We start from the raw sequence: 21,100 nt of genomic DNA, 5'->3' as shown, positions 1-21,100 counted from the left end.
GGCGGTCTATGGATGAATATGCCTTTTACCGCTGGGAGCATTGATGAATGATCTGAGGCTGGCGCTGCGCATGCTGCGGCGTGATTTGCGTGCTGGGGAACTGAGCCTGCTGATAGTGGCCTTGCTGCTGGCGGTGGTAGCACTCAGCAGCGTCGGTTTTCTGACTGACCGGGTCGCTCAGGGTCTGCGCCGCGATGCCACGCAGATGCTGGGGGGCGACCTGCTGGTCAGCGCCGACCATCCTGTAGCAGAAGCCCTGGCGCCTAAGGCGCGTGAGCTTGCTTTGCGGGTGACGAACACCGTCACCTTCAACAGCATGGTCACCACTGCTGATGCTGCGCAGCTCGCCGCAGTCAAGGCGGTGGAGGCGGCTTATCCCTTGCGTGGCAGCCTCCAGATTGCCCCCAACCTTACCGATACGCCGCAGGAGGCGGGCCGGATTCCCGCAGTGGGTGAAGCGTGGTTGGACGAGCAATTGATGGCGGCGCTGCAACTCAGGCCAGGGGATAAACTTCAATTGGGTTATCTGAATCTGCGGGTGGGGGCATTCATCCGTTATGAGTCAGACCGTGGGATGGGTTTTGCCAGCTTTGCCCCCCGCATCATGATCAACACGGCAGACCTCGCGGCCAGTGGTTTGATGCAGGAAGGCAGCCGGGCACGCTACCGCATGCAGTTGGCGGGCAGGCCTGAGTCTGTCGCGCGTTTCGAAGCCTGGGTGCGTCCACGCCTGGGGCGGGGCGAGACGCTGGAAAGCCTGGATAACGCCCGGCCTGAAATCCGTAACGGTATGGATCGCGCCGCCCGTTTCCTGCGGCTGACCGCCATGCTGGCCGTGGTGCTTGCGGCCGTGGCTATCGGCCTGTCTTCACGGCGCTACCTGCATCGGCACTTCAATTCCTGTGCGGTGATGCGTTGCTTTGGCGCCCAGCGTGGGCAGCTGCTGCGCTTGTATCTTACTGAATTCTTCGTGCTGGGGTTGGTGGTTGCCCTCGTTGGTTGCACGTTGGGATATGCTATCCAATTTGGCTTGCTGTATCTGGCGCGTGACCTGATCAATATGGAACTGCCCGCTCCCGGTATGCTGCCGGTGGTACACGGCATGATCATCGGTGTGGTGTTGATGCTGGGTTTTGTTGCCCCCCAGTTGCTCAAATTATCTGCTGTACCACCCATCAGCGTGCTGCGCCGTGAGTGGGGCGGTGCACAGGCCATCAGCCTGGGGGCCTGGGGATTTGGGGCCGCCTTGCTGGCGGCGCTGATGTTCTGGCTGGCGGGTGAATGGCTTTTGGGCGCAATGGTGATTGGTGGCTTTGCCGTGGCAATCCTGCTTTTTGCCGGACTGGGCTGGTTGGCTTTGAGTGCGCTGGGGCATATCCGGGGCCTTGGGCAGCAATGGGGCTTACGCTATGGATTGGCCAGCCTGCACCGCCGCCGGGCTGCCAGCGTGGTGCAGGTGGTGGCTTTGGGGCTGGGGCTGACTGCACTGATTTTGCTGGGACTGGTGAGCCGGGATCTGATGGCAAGCTGGCGGGGCAAGATCGGCCCCGAAGCCCCCAATCGATTTGTCATCAACATCCAGCCACCACAAAAGGACGCTGTACTGATGTGGCTGCGCGAGCATCAATTGCCGCAGGCACGGCTGGAGCCGATGATCCGGGGGCGCATGCTGAGTATCAATGGCAGACCGGTTGCGGCCAAGGATTACCCCGATGAGCAGGCCAAGAGTCTGGTGGAACGCGAATTCAGCTTGTCGTGGAGCGACCGGCTGCCTGTTGATAACCGCATTGTGGCAGGTGCTTGGCATGGTGCCAGCCATGAGCCGGTCTTCTCGATGGAGCAGGGGATCGGGCGCACACTTGGAATCAAACAAGGGGATAAGGTGGAATTCCAGGTTGGTGGCCAGCGGGTCAGTGCCCGTGTTGGCAGCATCCGCAAGCTCTCCTGGGATTCCATGCGGGTGAATTTTTTCTTTATTGCGGCTCCTGGCTTGTTGGATGATATGCCATCAAGCTATATCACCAGCTTTTACCTGCCGCCTGCCAAGAGCGGGTACGTGCGTGATCTGGTCACTGCTTTCCCGAATCTGACTATTGTTGACGTCACGACCGTGTTGGCACAGGTACAAAGTGTGAGCGAGCGGCTGACGCTGCTGGTGCAGTTTGTATCTGCATTTGCGTTGATAGCGGGCATCATCGTACTGGTTTCTGCGCAATTGAGCACCCATGATGAACGCGTATATGAAGTCTCTGTATTGCGCGCATTGGGTGCACGCATGGGGCAATTGCGCGCAGCCTTGCTCGCGGAACTCGCTGTGCTGGCTGCAATTGCCATCCTTCTTGCGGCGGCTGCTTCGCAGATCTATGGTTATTGCCTCGCGCGTTTTGTGTTTGAGATGGAGTATCACGCCGATATGGTGAGTCTGGCCCTTGTTGCGGGCTTGGCTTTCCTGGGGATATTGGGCTTTGGTTGGCCCGCGTTGCGCCACGCCATCATGGGGACGGTGGCTGAAGGTTTGCGTGAAAGCGAGAGCGGGGCGCAATGATCAAGGATATCTCTGGCGCATATCTGAAAGCTTTTCGTAGTCTGTTTTCGCGTGATGTATTTGTGCACATGCTCTGGCCCGCAGGGGTTTCCCTTGTGGTGTGGGTGTTGGGTTTGTGCTTTGCATGGGGGCCGGTCAGTGATGGCTTGCAAGGCTGGCTGGCGTCCTGGCCGGTGTTGGGGGTCTGGTTGAACAATGCCTGGGTCAGTGTAGCAACGGGGGTTTTATTGAAGCTCTTGTTGCTGATGCTGTTGATTTATTTTGCATATGTGTTGGCCGTTTTAATTTTTGCTGTATTTGCCATGCCGATGATGGTTGAGTGCGTAGCCAAAACTGATTATTCCGGCCTTGAACGCAGGGCGGGCGGCTCCCTGTGGGGGAGTGCAGCCAATGCGGGGGTGTCGGTCTTTCTGTTCGGTTTTCTCTGTGTGCTTGGGTTGCCGATGTTGTTTGTTCCGGTCGTCAATGTGGTGGTTGTCGTGGTGCTGGCTGCGTGGTTCAATGCCCGCTGCTTTTCATATGATGCGCTCATGAGCCACGCGGATGCGCAGGAATTGCGGCAAATTCCGCTTGCCCGCCGTGGCACTTTGTTTGTGGTGGGGACCGTTGGCGGACTGCTGGGTTTGGTGCCCGTGGTGAATCTGCTCGCACCTGCCTTATCCGGGCTGGCATTTACCCACTATCTGTTGCAGGCTTTGCAACGTGAGCGTCAACAAGGAGCTGGTTGAAATGGTAGATCAGGCGGTGAAGATCGGGTTGGTGATTATCGGTGACGAAATTCTTTCGGGGCGTCGTCAAGACAAACATCTGCCCAAGGCAATCGAATTGCTCTCTGCCAGAGGTTTGCGGTTGAGCTGGGTGCGTATCTGTGCAGACGATGCGCCCAGTCTGGTCGACGTCTTCCGGCAGACTCTTGCAAGTGGGGATATCGTTTTCTCATTTGGCGGTATTGGTGCGACCCCGGACGACCATACGCGTGCTGCCGTTGCAAGCGCCACGGGGCTTGAGTTGGTGCTGCACCCGGATGCCGAGCGTGAAATCCGCGCAAAGTTCGGAGAGGAGACGACGCCTTATCGCCTGGAGATGGGGCATTATCCGGTGGGGAGCAGGATTATTCCGAACCCTTATAACCGCATCCCCGGGTTTTCTTATGCCAGTCACCACTTTTTGCCCGGATTTCCGCAAATGGCTTGGCCGATGATGGAATGGGTACTCGACACCGAATATGCGGATCTGCATGATGTGCGTTCCTGGGCGGAGGATTCGATCGCCGTTTTCAATGCCACCGAAAGCAAACTGGTCGACATCATGCACACGCTTGAGGCGCTTTATGGGGTGACGGTTTTCAGTCTGCCCCACCTGGGGAGTGAGGAGCTGCCTGCGCATATCGAACTGGGTGCCAAGGGCAAGCCGGAGGCTGTGGCGTTGGCCATGGCAGAGATGCGCGCCGAGGTGGCGCGCCGTGCCTACCCGGTCAGCGAGATCAAGGAATTACGTACAGATCACTGAGTAATGATGAAGTCATGAAGGGCGGCCTCTGTGCCGCCCTTTTTGCATGGCTGATTCAGCGTGGATCAGGGGTGAAGCCAGGGAAGGGGTTGGGGGTATACCCCAATTGGGTACGGGATTGGGGGATGACGCCCATGGCGATCAGGCGTGCCCGACTGTCATAGCGTAGGCGGACGATTTCGTTGGGGCGGTTGTCTGCGCGTTCGAATTCGGTATAGCTCGTGGGGTCATATAGGCGTTCTCCGTGGCCAGTTCCCAGGCGTTTGGCCCGGGTTTCTGCACGGGCCAACTCACCTTCCCGCGCTGCGGGTGCCGGGGCATTTGCACGGCCAGCGATTGAGTCTTGTGCACTTGCTGCAGGCGCAAAGCTTTCTTCGATGCGGATCGGCTCCTGTTCCTGGAATACAGCGGCCCCGATAATGCCGACGTTGTCTGGGCGATGGGTGCGTGCCGCATAGCTATCGGCGAGTGAGGTAAAGTAGAAGGCGGCCGTTTCAGTTGTACTCTTGCGCCAGCCGGTGATCTCCGCCGAGGCATGTGGATTGAGTACATAGCCGCTTTGTGATGGATCGGCGCTTGCACCAGTGATGGCGTTGACGCCATCGACCGATAGCACTACCAGAACCCGGGCAGATGTGCAGTTGGTTATTTGTATTGCATATCGTGCGCCCGGTTGTCCGGCCACGAAGTCCTGTCGTTGGTAACGATAAATGTCCAACGGGGATGAGGTATTGCGATCAATGATCTCCATGTTGACGAGCTTGCCCGTCGCGTGGGCGGGCAAGCTAGCAAACAGTCCGATGGCAAGGGCCAGGATAGGGGTGATGAAGCGGCGCATGACAGTCTCCGTAGAAGCAAGGTGTATGCATTGAACGGATGAACTGCCGGGTTGGGGTTAAGAAGCCAGAACTATTGCACTCCATTTTGTTCCGGCTTCTAAGGCATCATTCCTCTGTTTCTTCCCCCAGGAAGCCGCCGCTTTGATGCGCCCAAAGCCGAGCATAGAGGCCGCCTTTGGCAAGCAGGCTCTGGTGATCGCCTTCCTCCACGATGTGCCCCTGATCAATTACAACCAGACGATCCATTGCTGCGATGGTGGAGAGGCGGTGGGCGATGGCCACCACGGTCTTGCCTTCCATCAGGGAGTACAGGCTTTGCTGGATGGCGGCTTCCACTTCGGAATCCAGCGCGCTGGTGGCTTCATCTAGCAACAGGATGGGGGCATCCTTGAGCATGACGCGGGCAATGGCAATGCGTTGGCGTTGCCCGCCAGAGAGTTTGACGCCACGCTCGCCCACGTGGGCGTCATAGCCTATGCGCTCATGCGGATCGGTGAGTGTGGCGATGAACTCGTGAGCCTCGGCACGCTTGGCGGCACGGATCATGTCTTCGTCATTGGCATCCGGGCGCCCATACAGCAGGTTGTCGCGCACGCTGCGGTGGAGGAGCGAGGTGTCTTGCGTCACCATGCCGATCTGGGCACGCAGGCTTTCCTGGGTGACGGCAGCAATATCCTGCCCATCGATCAAGACACGGCCAGATTCCACATCGTAGAAGCGCAGCAAGAGGTTGACCAGGGTCGATTTGCCCGCGCCGGAGCGCCCGACCAGCCCGATCTTCTCGCCGGGGCGGATGCGCAGGGAGAAGTCCTTGATGATCCGGTCTTTGCCGCCGTAGGCGAAACTGACGTTGTCGAACACGATTTCGCCTTGGCTGACCTTGAGGGGCTTGGCTCCCTGCTGGTCAGTGATGGCATATTGCCGGGAAAGGGTGTTCATGCCGTCTTCTACGGTGCCGATGTTCTCGAACAGGCGGGCGGTTTCCCACATCACCCAGTGTGAGATGCCGTTGAGCCGCAGGGCCATTGAGGTGGCCGCTGCGACTGCACCGATTTCGGCTTGCCCGTGTGTCCATAGCCACAGCGAGGTGCCAGCCGTGGCGATCACCAACAGGATGTTGAGGGTGTAATTGACGATCTCAATGCCGGTGACAAGGCGCATCTGTATATGCGCAGTACGCATGAAATCCCGCATGGCCGTGCGTGCGTAGCTGGCCTCGCGGCTGGCGTGGGAGAAGAGCTTGACGGTGGCAATGTTGGTATAGGCGTCCGTGACCCGTCCCGTCATCAGCGAGCGGGCATCGGCCTGTTGTTGCGAGACCTTGCCCAGGCGCGGAACAAAGTAGCGCAGGGCCAAACTATACAACGCCAGCCAGATCAGGAAGGGAGCGAGCAGCCAGATGTTGAAGCTGGCAGCAACCACCACCATGCTGAGGAAATAGATGATGACGTAGACCAGAATGTCAGTGACGATCAGTACGGCGTCCCGCACCGCAAGGGCGGTCTGCATCACCTTGGCGGCCACGCGTCCAGCGAATTCATCCTGGTAAAAGCTCAGGCTCTGGCCGAGCATCAGGCGGTGGTAGTTCCAGCGCAGCAGCATCGGGAAATTGGCGGCCAGTGTCTGTTGCTTGATCAGGGCCTGGATGAAGGCCACCAGGGGGCTGAGCAGAAGGACTACCGTCAGCACAATCAGCGTTCGTCCTTCTTCCTGCCACAGTTTGTCCGGGTGGATGTGCCCAAGCCAGCTCACCACATTGCCCATCGCGCCAAACAGGAAGGCTTCGAATGCGCCAATCAGTGCGGTGAGCACTGCCATGACGAGGATGTAGGGACGCAGCCCATGGGTTCCCGCCCATAGGAAAGCAAGCAGGCGGCGGGGCGGGGTCTGCGGAGTTTCATCGGGGTAGGGGTCAACAAACGACTCAAAGCGCGACAGCACGTACTTCTCCAGGGAGAGAATGATGGGGGAATCGACAGACGGTTGATTGTTGTGTTTCTCTGTCAATGGAGAATTATGCACAGTTTGACTCAGACTGACCACGCCGAAATCCCCGCCAAGCCTGGGGGCCCATACCGATTTTGGGAGGCTGCGATCAAAAAAGTGGGCTTCGGACGATTTTTTTTGCTAAAGATGCCCCTTCAGGCGGCGAATGGCATCGCTTATCGTCTCGACTTCAGCTAATGTTCACGCTCAGGACGCCCTTGTGGCGCCGCGTTTTATCCATTCACAATAAGCGAGATCATCCAGATGAACAAAACAGACCTGATTGCAAACATCGCGGCTGAAACCGAACTGTCCAAGGTTGCCGTGGCCAGCGTGCTCGACAAATTCATCGAAACCGTTCAGGCCACCGTGGGTGGCGGCGAAGAAGTTGTGCTGGTTGGCTTTGGCACCTTCAAGGCTTCTGCCCGTGCAGCCCGCACCGGCAAGAACCCCCGTACTGGCGAAACCCTGAAGATTGAAGCGACGACTGTTCCTTCCTTCAAGCCGGGCGCCAAGTTCAAGGAAATCGTCGCCAAGGCCAAGTAATGCAAGGGTGAGTCCAGCATCTCGTATGCTGGGCAACTGTTGTCGCAAGAAAAAGCCGTTTGGGTTTCAATGGCCCACGCGGTTTTTTTTGCCAGTTTCTTGCACGAAATAGTCAAAGAATAGTCAAAGGCCCATCTGGTTTTACCGGATGGGCCTTTGTTTGCTACGGGTACAGCCTCTCTGTTAGCGCTGGGAGCGCCTTGTAGGAGCCTTTTATACTGCCTCGGCTTTTTCCTTATATTCCTCGATCTGGTCGAAATTCATATAGCGGTACACTTTGCCGGAGTCCGCGTTGATCACACCCATATCGGCGTGGTATTCGGCCACGGTGGGGATGCGCCCAAGCTTGGAGGCAATGGCGGCCAGCTCTGCCGAAGCAAGGTAGACGTTGGTATTGAGCCCCAAACGGTTCGGGAAGTTCCGTGTGGAGGTGGATACCACCGTAGCCCCTTCACGTACCTGGGCCTGGTTGCCCATGCACAGCGAGCAGCCGGGCATTTCGGTACGCGCGCCAGCGGTGCCGAATACGCCATAGTGGCCTTCCTTGGTCAGCTCAGAGGCGTCCATCTTGGTCGGCGGCGCAATCCACAACTTGACCGGGATATCGCGCCTGCCTTCGAGCAGCTTGGAGGCTGCGCGAAAGTGGCCGATGTTGGTCATGCACGAGCCGATGAATACTTCGTCAATCTTGGTGTTCTGCACTTCGGAGAGGAACTTGGCGTCGTCCGGGTCGTTCGGGCAGCACAGGATCGGTTCCTTGATCTCAGCAAGATCGATCTCGATGACAGAGGCGTATTCGGCATCAGCATCGGCTTCCAGCAGTTGCGGGTTCGCCAGCCATTCTTCCATCTTCTGGATGCGGCGCTCCAGCGAGCGCTTATCCTGATAGCCGTCGGCGATCATGTTCTTGAGCAGCACGATGTTGCTGTTCATGTACTCGATGATCGGTTCCTTGTTCAAGCGGATGGAGCAGCCTGCGGCAGAGCGCTCGGCGGAGGCGTCCGAGAGTTCAAAGGCTTGCTCGACCTTCAGGTTGGGCAGCCCTTCGATTTCCAGGATGCGGCCCGAGAACACGTTCTTCTTGCCAGCCTTGGCCACGGTGAGCAGCCCTTGTTTGATGGCGTACAGCGGGATGGCATGCACCAGATCGCGCAGGGTGATGCCCGGTTGCATGCTGCCCTTGAAGCGCACCAGCACCGATTCCGGCATGTCCAGCGGCATCACACCCGTGGCTGCGGCAAAAGCGACCAAGCCGGAGCCAGCGGGGAAGCTGATGCCGATGGGGAAGCGGGTATGGGAGTCGCCGCCCGTGCCCACGGTATCTGGCAACAGCATGCGGTTGAGCCAGCTATGGATCACGCCATCGCCGGGGCGCAGCGAGATGCCGCCGCGATTGGCCATGAACTTGGGCAGATCATGATGCATCTTCACATCCACAGGCTTTGGGTAGGCCGCAGTGTGGCAGAAGGATTGCATGACCAGATCGGCAGAGAAGCCCAGACAGGCCAGATCCTTGAGTTCATCGCGGGTCATCGGGCCCGTGGTGTCTTGCGAGCCGACCGAGGTCATCTTGGGTTCGCAGTAGGTGCCTGGGCGCACACCTTCACCTTCAGGCAGGCCGCAAGCCCGGCCGACCATCTTCTGGGCCAGCGAGAAGCCCTTGCTACTATTGGCGGGCACTTGGGGCAGACGGAACAGGGTGGAGGCAGAGAGCCCCAGGAATTCACGTGCCTTGGCTGTGAGGCTGCGACCAATGATCAGGTTGATACGGCCACCGGCGCGCACTTCATCAAGCAGCACCAGGGTTTTGAGCTGTGATTCGCCAACGGTGGCACCACCCTTGAGGGCTGTGATTTTACCCGTTGCGTGGTCGATGCGTAGCTCGACTTCGTCGCCCATGTCCATCTTGGAAACGTCGATTTCAATCGCCAGTGCGCCAGCATCTTCCTGGGTGTTGAAGAAAATCGGGGCGATCTTGCCACCCAGGCAGATGCCGCCGAACTTCTTGTTCGGCACGTAGGGGATGTCTTCACCAGTCCACCATAAGACCGAGTTGGTGGCGGATTTGCGGGAGGAGCCAGTGCCGACCACGTCCCCCACATAGGCCACCGGCTTGCCCTTGGCGGCTAGATCCTGGATCAACTTGATTGGGCCACGCTTGCCGTTTTCTTCCGGGGTGATGCCGGGGCGGGCGTTCTTGAGCATGGCCAGAGCGTGCAGTGGGATGTCTGGGCGGCTCCAGGCGTCTGGGGCAGGGGAGAGATCGTCAGTGTTGGTTTCACCGGCGACCTTGAAGACGGTCAGCGTCAGGTTCTTGGGCACTTCGGGGCGGGAGGTGAACCACTCTGCATCAGCCCAGCTCTGAATGATTTCCTTGGCGTGGGCATTGCCTGCCTTGGCCTTTTCGGCCACGTCATGGAAATAGTCGAACATCAGCAAGGTCTTCTTGAGACCTGAGGCGGCGGTGGCGGCCAGATCGGGTTTGTCGAGCAGATCAATCAGCGGCTTGACGTTGAAGCCGCCGACCATGGTGCCCAAAAGTTCAGCAGCCTTTTGGGCAGAGATCAACGGGCAGGTTGTGCTACCCAGCGCCAAGGCCGCCAGAAAGGAAGCCTTGACCTGTGCTGCATCATCCACGCCGGGTGGTACACGATGGGTGATCAGGTCAAGCAGGGTCTGTTCCTCACCTGCGGGGGGATTCTTCAGCAGTTCGATGAGTTCCGCTGTCTGCTTGGCGTCGAGTGGCAGAGGGGGAATGCCAAGGGCGGCGCGCTCTGCGACGTGTTTGCGATAGGCTTCAAGCACGGTGATGTCCTCCTGAGGTGTGGCTCGGATTGAGCATGTTTTGGGCGAAGAAGCGCTGCCGCGTGGCTTCGGGCAGCGTTGCTCCGGTGGCCTGTGCACGTTTGAGCACCTGCCAGTAATAGCGGTAAGAGGCGCGATCATGCAGGCGGTTCCCTTGGCGGGTGGGCCCCCAGTTCGCGTCCTGAGCGTGTTCGATGATGCGCGTGGCTTCCTCAATATCCAGGCTGGCCGGTTGCATGGCCCGCAGGATTGGATCGATCTGCGCAGGGTGGATGCTCCACATGCGCAGAAAGCCGTAATCCGTTCTGGCTTGGTGGGCATCGGCTTCCACCTGTTCCAGATTGGCCAGCTCAACGCTTACGTTGTGCGCAGGCACCACTGCATGTGCCAGTGCTGCTGAGGCTGTTTCGGCCTTGGCACGGGTAATGAGCGGGTGGGTGAATTGGCCTGGGCTGGTCATGCAGGAGGAAGGCAGCGCGCCGTGATGGGCACTCACAAAATCCATCAGCCCAAAGTCCAGTGTCTCCACCCCAGGCAGGGCGGCAATCTGCCAGGCCTGATGGACTGCGCCGTGGGTTTCGATGATGACGTGAAGCGGAATTTCCCGCCCCAGGCCACTGCGGACCTCAATGGCGCGCAGATGGGCCATGACCCGTTCCACATCTGATACGCCGCGTGCCTTGGGGAGACTGATGTATGCCAGTCGCCAACCCGCCAGTCCAACGATGAGGTCCAGGTCCTGCTTCCAGGCCGGGTGCGTAATGTCGTGGATGCGGGCGCCAATACGGTTGAAGCGGTTGTCGCTATGCATGAGCAGGGCGGCAACCAGTTCTGCATGGGCTTGCTCATCGCCCGCCTTGGCGCCATCTTCGCAGTCCAAGGTGATGTCAAACACTGGTCCACGCTCGGCCTGGATGGCAATGGCCTTGCGCATGAGTTTTTCGCTGCCAGCGAAATGCTCAATGGCTGGAATGCTCGGCAGCAGCTTCTCTTCGCTGTAGAGCACCAGATCGGGGTGGACGGATGTATTCATCGACTTGGGCGAGATCGCGGGTCAGACCAGAAGATCAGCAACGCCTGCGCGCTCTTCTTCCAGTTCCTTGAGGGTCAGATCCATCCGCTCGCGCGAGAAAGCATCGATTTCCAGGCCTTCAACACGCTTGTATTCGCCGTTGGCAGTAATCACGGGTACGCCGTAGATGATGCCTGCGGGGATGCCGTAGGAACCGTCAGACTCGATACCCATGGTGACCCACTCACCGTTGCTGCCTAGGAACCAGTCGTGCATGTGGTCGATGGCGGCATTGGCGGCCGAGGCTGCGGACGATAGGCCACGTGCTTCGATGATGGCTGCACCACGTTTGCCAACGGTGGGTAGGAATACATCACGGTTCCAGGCGTCGTCATTGATCAGCGCCTTGACCTTGTCGCCGTTGGAAGTCACGAAGCGGTAATCGGCATACATGGTGGGCGAGTGGTTGCCCCAGACGACCAGACTCTTCAGGCTGGAGACCGGGCGGCCGATCTTGCCCGCCAGTTGCGAGAGCGCACGGTTGTGGTCCAGGCGCAGCATGGCGGTGAAATTCTTGCTTGGGACGCGCCCAAACTTCTTGGCGCTTTCCTTGGCGATGTAGGCATTGGTGTTGCAGGGGTTGCCTACGACCAGCACCCGGCAGTCCGGGGCTGCGTATTGGCCGATAGCGGCACCTTGTACGGTGAAAATCTTGGCGTTTTCAGCCAGCAGATCACGCCGTTCCATACCGGGGCCGCGTGGGCGGGCACCGACCAGAAGGGCCGCCTGGGTGTCTTTGAAAGCGACTGCAGGATCATCGGTGGCGATCACCCCTGCCAGCAGTGGGAAGGCACAGTCTTCAAGCTCCATGATCACGCCTGCCAGCGCCTTTTGTGCCTGGGGCAGATCCAGCAGTTGCAGGATGACGGGTTGATCCTTGCCCAGCATTTCGCCACTGGCGATGCGGAACAACAGGCTGTAACCAATTTGCCCGGCTGCGCCGGTAACGGTGACTCGAATGGGTGACTTGGACATCTGAAGGCTCCTTGAACTCTGCTGAGGCAACCTGGGTTGCCGCATTGATGGTTTTTTTTGCCCCTCGTCGGGTGCGGTGGTTCCAGGCGGATATTGCCTAAATCTGCAAGGGAAGTATATGGGAGGGATGGTTAAAATGTCAAAATATATCTTATATCTTATATAAGACACTAAATAAATTATGGACTTGACGTGTTCTTTATGATTGAATTACCAGCATGGCAAAAGACTCCCCTACATTTAGCCCGCTCTACAAGCAAATCAAGCGCCTAACCGTGCAGGCGCTTGAGGCCGGTGAGTGGCAGCCCGGGCAGGTGATCCCCAGTGAGCAGGATCTGGCGTTACGCTTTGGGGTGAGCCAGGGGACCGTGCGCAAGGCTGTTGACGAGCTGGCGTTGGAGAATATTCTTGTCCGCAAGCAGGGCAAAGGAACGTATGTCTCGACTCACCAGGACCCTCGTGCTGCATTTCGCTTCTTGCGCCTGAAGGCTTTGGACGGGCATCTGATCAGCCCCAAGAGTCTGCCGCTGGAATGCATCCGTGCCAAGGCAGGGTGTGAGGCCGCGCGCAATCTCGGGTTGGAACCCGGCGGCCCGATAGTGATGTTGCGCAGATTGCTGCGTTTTGAAGGCAAGCCTATCGTGATCGAAGAAATGTATTTGCCCGGTGAAGTGTTCCCGGGCTTGAACATGGAGGTCATCAAGGATTGGCATGGTTCTCTGTATAGTCTGTTTGAATCGCGTTTTGGTGTGCGCATGATTCGGGCCGAAGAGAAGGTACGCGCTGTGGCGGCAGACAAAACAGTCGCGGAACTATTGAATGTAGCCGAGAGCACCCCGTTGCTCTCGGTTGAGCGTTTGGCTTTTACGTATGGGGATAAACCGGTTGAGTGGCGCCGTGGCTTGTACTCCACGGCGGACTACTATTATGCAAATGAGTTAAGTTAGTGCGTGCGCCGCCCGCCTGGGGCGCCAACAGAGAGGAGGTCTGTAAGAATGGCTGAAGCAGTTATCAAAAAAAATCGGCCCAAGCATCTGAATGTCACTCAGATCAGGCTGCCATTACCAGGGATCGTATCAATCCTGCATCGCGTCAGCGGGGTAGGCTTGTTCCTGTTCCTGCCCATGTTGATCTGGCTTTTTGGTGCCAGTGTAGGGGGGCCTGAACAGCTTGATACCTATCATGCTGCAATGGCCTTTACCCTTGCGGGCATACCCATCATCAAGCTTGTTTTGCTGGGGTTGATGTGGGCGTTTCTTCATCACTTCTGTGCGGGCATCCGTTTCATACTGCTGGATGTGCATGTTGGCGTGGATCTCCCCGCCGCGCGCCTGGGCGCCAAGCTGGTGCTGGCCGTGAGTCTGGCCTTGACGGTGTTGATAGGAGCGCTCGTATGGTAAAGCGTCTGGTGGTCGGAGCCCACTACGGCTTCCGCGATTGGCTGGCGCAGCGCGTGACAGCCACGGTTATGGCCTTATATACGGTCTATCTCCTGGTTCGTGTCGCCTTGATGCCCACGCATGACAATGCGGCATGGCATACCCTGATGGCAGGGGGCTTCACCAAATTCCTCACCTTCCTCTTTGCCCTGTCCCTGTTCTACCACGCCTGGGTTGGCGTGCGCGATATCTGGATGGATTACGTAAAGCCGCTCGGACTGCGTCTGGCTCTGCATGTGCTCACCCTTTTGGCTCTTATCGGCTATTCCGGCTGGATGGCCCAGATTTTGTGGAGGCTGTAATTGAAAGTCGCCAAGCGAACGTTTGATGCAGTGATCGTCGGGGCTGGTGGCGCGGGCATGCGCGCTGCGGTCACATTGGCCGAATCGGGCCTCAAGACAGCGGTGATTTCAAAAGTCTTCCCCACACGCTCCCACACAGTTGCCGCGCAAGGCGGGGTGTCTGCCTCTTTGGGGAATTCCGAGCCGGATCATTGGACCTGGCACATGTATGACACGGTGAAGGGTTCCGACTGGCTCGGCGACCAGGATGCCATCGAGTTCATGTGCAAGCAGGCGCCGCAGGTCGTGGTGGAGCTTGAGCACTATGGCATGCCGTTTGATCGCACCGATGAGGGCAAGATCTATCAACGCCCATTCGGTGGGCATATGTCGAATTTCGGCGAAAAGCCGGTGCGCCGTGCCTGTGCTGCGGCAGACCGCACAGGGCACGCTATGCTCCATGCATTGTATCAGCGCAATGTGCGGGCCAACACCCAGTTCTTTGTCGAATGGCTGGCCCTTGATCTGTTGCGCGGCGTGGATGGCAGTGTGCTGGGCGTGATTGCCATGGAACTGGAAACCGGCGAAGTGACCGTGTTCCAGGCCAAGGCCACCCTGTTTGCCACGGGTGGGGCAGGGCGGATCTATTACTCTTCGACCAACGCGTTCATCAATACTGGTGATGGCGTTGGTATGGCAGCGCGGGCAGGAATTCCGCTCGAAGACATGGAATTCTGGCAATTCCACCCCACTGGCGTGGCCGGTGCCGGGGTGCTGATTACCGAAGGGGTGCGTGGCGAAGGCGGCATTCTGCGCAATGCCAGCGGCGAGCGTTTCATGGAACGCTATGCGCCAAACGCCAAGGATCTCGCCTCGCGGGATGTGGTCTCCCGCGCCATGGTGACGGAAATGAACGAGGGGCGCGGCTGTGGGCCTGCGAAGGATCATGTGATGCTCGACATCACTCACCTTGATCCCAAGACCATCATGACCCGTCTGCCGGGGATTCGTGAAATCGCCATTCAGTTTGCGGGCGTTGATCCCATCAAGGAACCGATTCCTGTTGTACCGACCTGTCATTACCAGATGGGGGGGATTCCCACCAATTACCATGGTCAGGTGATGGCGGAAGATGGTGTGGTGCCCGGCTTCTATGCCGCAGGTGAATGTGCCTGCGCCTCGGTGCACGGTGCCAACCGCCTGGGGACGAATTCCCTGCTAGATCTGCTGGTCTTCGGCAAGAGTTCCGGTGAATCAATGATCGAGCAGATCCGCAAGGAACCTGCTGCCTTGCCGGAAATTCCGCAGGGCGAGATTGATAAAACGCTGGCCCGCCTGAATCGCTTGGATCAGCAGAAGCAGGGCGCCAGTGTGCATGAGACCCGCTTGGCTATGCAGCGCAGTATGCAAAAGCATGCTGGCGTGTTCCGTTTCAAGAATCTCTTGCAGGAAGGCGTCGAACAGATTCTCGCCATCGAGAAGCAGGTTCAGCAAACCGAGATCAAGGATAAATCCCAGGTCTGGAATACCGCGCGCATGGAAGCGCTGGAGCTGGATAACCTGATTGAAGTGGCCAAGGCGACCATTGTCTCCGCGAATGCCCGTACCGAGTCGCGTGGTGCCCACGTGCGCGACGATGCACCGGATACGCCCGAGCATCCAGATGGTCGAGACGACGTGAATTGGCTCAAGCATACACTGTGGTATCGGGATGGTAATCGCCTGTCCTATAAGCCGGTGGTGATGAAACCGCTGACCGTCGAGCCTGTCGCGCTGAAGAAGCGTGCCTACTGATCGCCCCAGGAGCACAGAAGAGATGGCAACCCGAACTCTGAATTTCAAGATTTATCGCTACGATCCTGATAAGGACGCATCACCATACATGCAAGACATCAGCATTGAGATCGACTCCACGGATCGCAAGCTGCTTGATGTCTTGGTCAAACTCAAGGCCAAGGATGATTCGCTGGCATTCCGCCGTTCCTGTCGTGAAGGCGTGTGCGGGTCGGATGCCATGAACATCAACGGCAAGAATGGGCTGGCCTGCCTGACCGAAATCGACAGCCTTGCACAACCGATCGTGCTGCGTCCGTTGCCGGGTTTGCCGGTGATCCGCGACTTGATCGTGGATATGACGCAGTTCTTCAAACAGTACCATTCGATCAAGCCTTACGTGGTCAACAACTCTCCGGCGCCGGAAAAAGAACGCCTGCAAACACCGGAAGAGCGCGAAGAACTCAACGGCTTGTACGAATGCATCTTGTGTGCGTGCTGCTCGACGAGTTGCCCGAGCTTCTGGTGGAACCCCGACAAGTTCGTGGGGCCTGCAGGATTGCTGGCGGCATATCGTTTCATTGCCGATACACGTGACGAGGTGACCAACGAGCGTCTGGATAATCTGGAAGACCCGTATCGCCTGTTCCGCTGCCACACCATTATGAATTGCGTGGATGTGTGCCCGAAGCATCTGAACCCGACCAAGGCGATCGGCAAGATCAAAGAACTCATGCTGTCGCGTGCGGTATGAGCGCGCTGCTCGAAAGCGTCAAGTGGCGCAGCCGCAGAGGCTTGCTGGAACTGGACTTGGTTTTCACCCGGTTTTATGCAGCCCGGCAGGAGAGCTTAAAACAGGCCGATCTGGAAGAATTGCAGGATCTGCTGGTTTGCGACGATCATGAATTGTGGGCCATGCTCAATGGCTCGAAGCAGTGTGATAATCCGCACTGGAAGAGAATGGTGGCGATGATCAGGGAAACGTGTATCAGCCCTGACTCGGCGAATGAATGTCAACAGAAGGGATGAACGGCATGACGACACAGAAGATTGCGACCCTTGGCCTGAATGGCCAAACATACGAGTTTCCCGTCATTACCGGGACGATTGGGCCGGAGGTCATCGACATCCGCTCCTTGTATGGCAAAACCAATGCCTTCACGTTCGACCCCGGATTCATGTCAACGGCATCATGCCGCTCGTCGATCACCTATATAGATGGTGACAAGGGCGAATTGCTCTATCGCGGTTACCCCATCGAACAATTGGCTGTCAATTGCGATTACCTGGAAACCTGTTATCTGCTCAAGAACGGCGAGTTGCCCACCAAGATTGAGTATGAAGAATTCGTAGGCACCGTGCGTCAGCACACGATGGTGCACGAACAGCTTACTCGTCTGTATCAAGGCTTCCGCCGCGACGCCCACCCGATGGCCATTCTGGTCGGCATGGTAGGTTCCTTGTCTGCCTACTATCAGGATTCGCTGGACATCAACAATCCAGAGCACCGTGCCGTTGCGGCCATGCGCCTGATCGCCAAGATGCCGACGATTGCCGCCATGGCCTACAAGTACACGATTGGCGAGCCTTTCATGTACCCGCGCAACGACCTGGATTATGCAGGCAACTTCCTGCATATGATGTTTGCAACGCCGTGCGAGAAGTATGAGCCCAATCCGGTACTTTCGCGTGCGCTGGATCGCATCCTGATCCTGCATGCTGATCACGAGCAGAACGCCTCGACTTCTACCGTGCGCCTGTCCGGTTCTTCCGGTGCCAATCCTTTTGCCTGTATTGCGGCAGGGATTGCCTGCCTGTGGGGACCTGCCCACGGCGGTGCAAACGAAGCCTGCCTGAAGATGCTGGACGATATCCAGAAAAATGGTGGGGTTGCCAAGATCGGTGAGTTTATCGAGAAGGTGAAGGATAAGAATTCCAACGTCAAGCTCATGGGTTTCGGACACCGCGTCTATAAGAATTACGACCCGCGTGCCAAGCTGATGCGTGAAACCTGCCATGAAGTGCTGCACGAACTGGGTCTGCAAAACGATCCGCTCTTCAAGCTGGCCATGGAATTGGAGCGTATCGCGCTGGAAGACGATTACTTTGTCTCCCGCAAGCTCTACCCGAACGTCGATTTTTACTCAGGTATTGTGCAGAAGGCCATGGGTATTCCGGTTTCGTTGTTTACCGGGATCTTTGCGATGGCCCGCACAATCGGCTGGATTGCCCAGTGGAACGAGATGATCGGCGATACCGAGCAGAAGATCGGTCGCCCGCGTCAGCTCTACACGGGTGCTCCGCGCCGTGACGTACGGCCGATGCCTTTGCGTACCTGAGTTTGAACACATACAGCGCCATGTTCCGATGCATGGCGCTGTTGTATGAGATGGTGCAGTAGTCATAATCCGGTACGGCATTCCTGCAATGACCGTACTCCAACAGGTGAACCCATCATGAGACAGTTTCTGACCAACTCCTACCTGTTTGGCAGCAACGCTCCTTTTATCGAGGAGCTTTATGAAGCCTATCTGGAAAACCCCGCTTCTGTTGCCGACCAGTGGCGTAGCTATTTCGATTCGCTACAGAACATGCCCGGTAGTGGGCGTGATGTAGCCCATGCTCCAGTCATTGCTTCGTTTGCCCAGATGGCCAAGCAAGGCAAGCCGCTCGCCTCGGCAATCACCACGCCGGGGATTGCCGACAAGCGCCAGATTGGCGTGTTGCAAATGATCAATGCGTATCGCTTCCAGGGCAACCGCTGGGCGCAGCTTGATCCGCTCCGGCGGCAAGAGCGCCCGCCGATTGCCGAGTTGGAGCCGTCTTATTATGGCTTCACTGAAGCTGATCTGTCGGCGGCCTTCAACGTCGGCTCCTTCCAGTTCCAGGAAAGCAACCAGGCATCGCTGCGCCAGATCATTGAGGCAGTGCGCCAGACGTATTGCGGCACGCTGACCGTTGAATACATGTACATGGCCGACGTGCAGCAAAAGCGTTGGATTCAGAGCAAGCTGGAACCGATCCGCTCCACACCGTCATATGACGCAGCCACCAAGAAGCGCATCCTTGAGCGCCTGACCGCAGCCGAAACCTTGGAAAAATATCTGCACACCAAGTACGTGGGGCAGAAACGTTTCTCGCTCGAAGGGGGGGATTCGTCCATCGTGGCGATGGATACCTTCATCAATACTGCGGGTAGCATGGGGGTGCAGGAAATTGTGATCGGCATGGCCCACCGTGGGCGGCTCAACGTGCTGGTCAATGTGCTGGGCAAAGCGCCGCGCATGCTCTTCGAGGAATTCGAAGGCAAGCACGTTGCTGATCTGGAAGCAGGCGATGTGAAATACCACATGGGCTTCTCCAGCGATGTGAACACCACGGGCGGCCCGGTTCACCTGACTTTGGCTTTCAACCCATCTCACCTTGAAATTGTGAACCCGGTGGTGCAAGGCTCTGTGTATGCACGGCAGAAGCGTCGGGATGACACACGCAAGAATCAGGTCATGGCGGTATTGATTCATGGTGACGCGGCAGTTGCTGGGCAGGGCATCAACCAGGAACTGCTCAACTTCAGCCAGACGCGTGGCTACGGCACAGGGGGTTCCATCCATCTGGTGATCAACAACCAGATTGGTTTCACCACTTCTGATCCGCGTGATTCGCGTTCCTCGCTCTATTGCACTGACATTTTCAAGATGGCCGAAGCGCCCATCTTCCACGTCAATGGGGATGACCCTGAGGCGGTGGCCTTGGCATGCCAGTTTGCTATAGAATTCCGCCAGACCTTCAAGAAGGACGTGGTGGTCGACCTGCTGTGTTACCGCAAATTGGGGCACAACGAGCAGGACGAGCCGATGGTGACCCAACCCCTGATGTACAAGAAGATCGCCCAGCATCCTGGCACGCGCAAGGTATATGCCGACAAGTTGGTGGCCCAGGGTGTATGTGCCAGTAGCGAACCCGAACAGATGATTGCGCAATACCGTGAGCATCTGGATCGTGGTGAATTGCTCTATAACCCGGCACTCTCCGGCCACAACCGCAAATTCATGCAGGATTGGTCGCCCTTCCAGAAGATCGGCTATACGGATGAGGCTGATACCGCTGTGCCGATGGGCGAACTCAAGCGGTTGGCGAAAAAACTGGCCGAGATTCCTGATGGGTTCAGCCTGCATCCGCGCGTAGCGAATATTATTGATGCGCGTCGCGCGATGGGTGAAGGCACCCAGTTGCTGGATTGGGGGATGGCTGAGAACATGGCCTATGCCTCTCTGGTTGCCCAAGGATATGGCGTTCGCATTTCTGGTCAGGATTGCGGTCGTGGTACCTTCTTCCACCGCCATGCGGTATTGCATGACCAGAACCGCGAACGTTGGGATGCGGGCATCCATGTGCCGCTGTCCAACATCCAGCCTGACCAGGCTCCGTTTACGGTGATTGATTCAGTGCTGTCCGAATCGGGTATTCTCGGTTTCGAATACGGTTATGCCACGGCAGAGCCGAATCAACTGGTGGTGTGGGAAGCCCAGTTTGGTGACTTTGGCAACTGCGCCCAAGTGGTGATCGACCAGTTCATCAGCTCTGGCGAAGCCAAGTGGGGGCGCCTGTCGGGCATCACCATGCTGCTGCCGCACGGTTACGAAGGGCAGGGTCCGGAGCACTCATCCGCCCGTCCGGAACGCTATATGCAGTTGTGTGCAGAAAACAACTGGCAGGTATGCATCCCCTCCACGCCCGCGCAGATTTTCCACCTGCTGCGTCGCCAGATGGTGCGTAGCTTGCGCAAACCGCTGGTGGTGATGACCCCCAAATCCTTGCTGCGCCACAAAGATGCGGTCTCTTCGCTGGACGATCTGGCCAACGGGCAGTTCCGTACCGTGATCAGCGAAGTTGATAAGTTTGAGAACAAGAAGGTCAAGCGCATCGTGCTGTGTTCCGGCAAGCTTTACTACGAACTGCTCGCGGAGCGCCGTGCCAAGGATATCAAGGATGCCGTCATCATCCGGATCGAGCAACTCTATCCTTTCCCTAATGATGCGTTTGCGACTGAGTTGGCCAAATACCCGAATGCCAAGGATGTGGTCTGGTGTCAGGAAGAGCCGCGTAACCAGGGGGCATGGTATTGGATCTCTTCCCGCCAGCACCTTGCACGATCTTTGGATAAGCATCATTCCTTGCATTTGGTCAGCCGCCCGGCTTCTGCTTCGCCAGCCGTGGGCTATTACGCCAAGCACAACATACAACAGCGTGAAGTGGTGGAAGGCGCCTTTGGCCCCCTCGGACAAGACCAGGCTCCACGCTTCTGAGCGTGCCTGACGGATAAAACTGGA

At 57.7% G+C, this 21,100-nt stretch carries 17 protein-coding genes; 12 read left to right on the top strand and 5 right to left on the bottom strand.

Annotation, left to right across the window (positions count from 1 at the left end; translation table 11 throughout):
- Positions 1-43 precede the first annotated feature (43 nt).
- From B145_RS0106245 to B145_RS0106235, 3 genes are read left to right on the top strand one after another with little or no spacing between them, the layout of a single operon-like run.
- A complete protein-coding gene (locus B145_RS0106245) occupies positions 44-2,545 on the top strand; it encodes an ABC transporter permease (protein WP_018605956.1) in 2,502 nt (833 codons plus the stop codon).
- Positions 2,542-3,273: an EI24 domain-containing protein gene (locus B145_RS24595; RefSeq protein WP_018605954.1), complete on the top strand. Its 732-nt coding sequence runs from the start codon at positions 2,542-2,544 to the stop codon at positions 3,271-3,273. The genes B145_RS0106245 and B145_RS24595 overlap by 4 nt, the downstream gene beginning before the upstream one ends.
- A gap of 16 nt (positions 3,274-3,289) precedes the next feature.
- Positions 3,290-4,054: a competence/damage-inducible protein A gene (locus tag B145_RS0106235; RefSeq protein WP_026258880.1), complete on the top strand. Its 765-nt coding sequence runs from the start codon at positions 3,290-3,292 to the stop codon at positions 4,052-4,054.
- A 55-nt stretch (positions 4,055-4,109) separates the two neighbouring features.
- On the opposite strand, the gene B145_RS0106230 is transcribed toward B145_RS0106235, so the two are convergent.
- Both B145_RS0106230 and B145_RS0106225 read right to left on the bottom strand, forming a co-directional pair.
- Complete coding sequence (locus B145_RS0106230; protein ID WP_018605951.1) at positions 4,110-4,892, bottom strand: hypothetical protein; 783 nt, start codon at positions 4,890-4,892, stop codon at positions 4,110-4,112.
- 106 nt (positions 4,893-4,998) lie between these two features.
- Positions 4,999-6,834 (bottom strand): ABC transporter ATP-binding protein, encoded by a 1,836-nt coding sequence (locus tag B145_RS0106225; RefSeq protein ID WP_033406481.1) that lies wholly within the window; start codon positions 6,832-6,834, stop codon positions 4,999-5,001.
- 309 nt (positions 6,835-7,143) lie between these two features.
- On the opposite strand from B145_RS0106225, the gene B145_RS0106215 reads away from it, so the two are divergent.
- Positions 7,144-7,425 (top strand): HU family DNA-binding protein, encoded by a 282-nt coding sequence (locus tag B145_RS0106215; RefSeq protein WP_018605946.1) that lies wholly within the window; start codon positions 7,144-7,146, stop codon positions 7,423-7,425.
- Positions 7,426-7,638: 213 nt separating this feature from the next.
- On the opposite strand, the gene acnB is transcribed toward B145_RS0106215, so the two are convergent.
- From acnB to B145_RS0106200, 3 genes are read right to left on the bottom strand one after another with little or no spacing between them, the layout of a single operon-like run.
- The gene (acnB, locus tag B145_RS0106210) at positions 7,639-10,230 is read right to left on the bottom strand and encodes a bifunctional aconitate hydratase 2/2-methylisocitrate dehydratase (RefSeq protein ID WP_018605944.1); all 2,592 of its coding nucleotides are present in this window, start codon (positions 10,228-10,230) and stop codon (positions 7,639-7,641) included.
- A complete protein-coding gene (locus B145_RS0106205) occupies positions 10,223-11,263 on the bottom strand; it encodes an HpcH/HpaI aldolase/citrate lyase family protein (RefSeq protein ID WP_018605942.1) in 1,041 nt (346 codons plus the stop codon). Before B145_RS0106205 ends, acnB begins: the two co-directional genes overlap by 8 nt.
- A 21-nt stretch (positions 11,264-11,284) precedes the next feature.
- Positions 11,285-12,277 (bottom strand): malate dehydrogenase, encoded by a 993-nt coding sequence (locus B145_RS0106200; protein ID WP_018605940.1) that lies wholly within the window; start codon positions 12,275-12,277, stop codon positions 11,285-11,287.
- 218 nt (positions 12,278-12,495) lie between these two features.
- Between B145_RS0106200 and B145_RS0106195 the strand changes: the two genes are divergently transcribed.
- The 8 genes from B145_RS0106195 to B145_RS0106160 all read left to right on the top strand — a co-directional run bounded on the left by B145_RS0106195 (position 12,496) and on the right by B145_RS0106160 (position 21,076).
- Complete coding sequence (locus B145_RS0106195; protein WP_018605939.1) at positions 12,496-13,224, top strand: GntR family transcriptional regulator; 729 nt, start codon at positions 12,496-12,498, stop codon at positions 13,222-13,224.
- 48 nt (positions 13,225-13,272) lie between these two features.
- Positions 13,273-13,677 (top strand): succinate dehydrogenase, cytochrome b556 subunit, encoded by a 405-nt coding sequence (sdhC, locus tag B145_RS0106190; RefSeq protein WP_018605938.1) that lies wholly within the window; start codon positions 13,273-13,275, stop codon positions 13,675-13,677.
- Complete coding sequence (sdhD, locus tag B145_RS0106185) at positions 13,671-14,018, top strand: succinate dehydrogenase, hydrophobic membrane anchor protein (protein ID WP_018605937.1); 348 nt, start codon at positions 13,671-13,673, stop codon at positions 14,016-14,018. The genes sdhC and sdhD overlap by 7 nt, the downstream gene beginning before the upstream one ends.
- Positions 14,019-15,791 (top strand): succinate dehydrogenase flavoprotein subunit, encoded by a 1,773-nt coding sequence (sdhA, locus tag B145_RS0106180; RefSeq protein WP_018605936.1) that lies wholly within the window; start codon positions 14,019-14,021, stop codon positions 15,789-15,791.
- Between the two features lie 22 nt (positions 15,792-15,813).
- Positions 15,814-16,524 carry a succinate dehydrogenase iron-sulfur subunit gene (locus tag B145_RS0106175; protein ID WP_018605935.1) on the top strand — a complete coding sequence of 237 codons (711 nt, stop codon included), beginning with the start codon at positions 15,814-15,816 and terminating at the stop codon, positions 16,522-16,524.
- Positions 16,521-16,799 (top strand): FAD assembly factor SdhE, encoded by a 279-nt coding sequence (locus tag B145_RS0106170; RefSeq protein WP_018605934.1) that lies wholly within the window; start codon positions 16,521-16,523, stop codon positions 16,797-16,799. The genes B145_RS0106175 and B145_RS0106170 overlap by 4 nt, the downstream gene beginning before the upstream one ends.
- Before the next feature lie 5 nt (positions 16,800-16,804).
- The gene (gene gltA / locus B145_RS0106165) at positions 16,805-18,109 is read left to right on the top strand and encodes a citrate synthase (RefSeq protein WP_026258878.1); all 1,305 of its coding nucleotides are present in this window, start codon (positions 16,805-16,807) and stop codon (positions 18,107-18,109) included.
- Positions 18,110-18,226: 117 nt separating this feature from the next.
- Positions 18,227-21,076: a 2-oxoglutarate dehydrogenase E1 component gene (locus B145_RS0106160; RefSeq protein WP_018605932.1), complete on the top strand. Its 2,850-nt coding sequence runs from the start codon at positions 18,227-18,229 to the stop codon at positions 21,074-21,076.
- The last annotated feature ends 24 nt before the right edge of the window (positions 21,077-21,100 follow it).

The sequence above is a fragment of the Uliginosibacterium gangwonense DSM 18521 genome (assembly GCF_000373965.1).
In the GTDB taxonomy this organism is placed as follows: Bacteria; Pseudomonadota; Gammaproteobacteria; order Burkholderiales; family Rhodocyclaceae; genus Uliginosibacterium; species Uliginosibacterium gangwonense.
The sequence above is the reverse complement of the archived record's forward strand: the minus strand, read 5'-3'. Positions and strand labels throughout refer to the sequence as shown.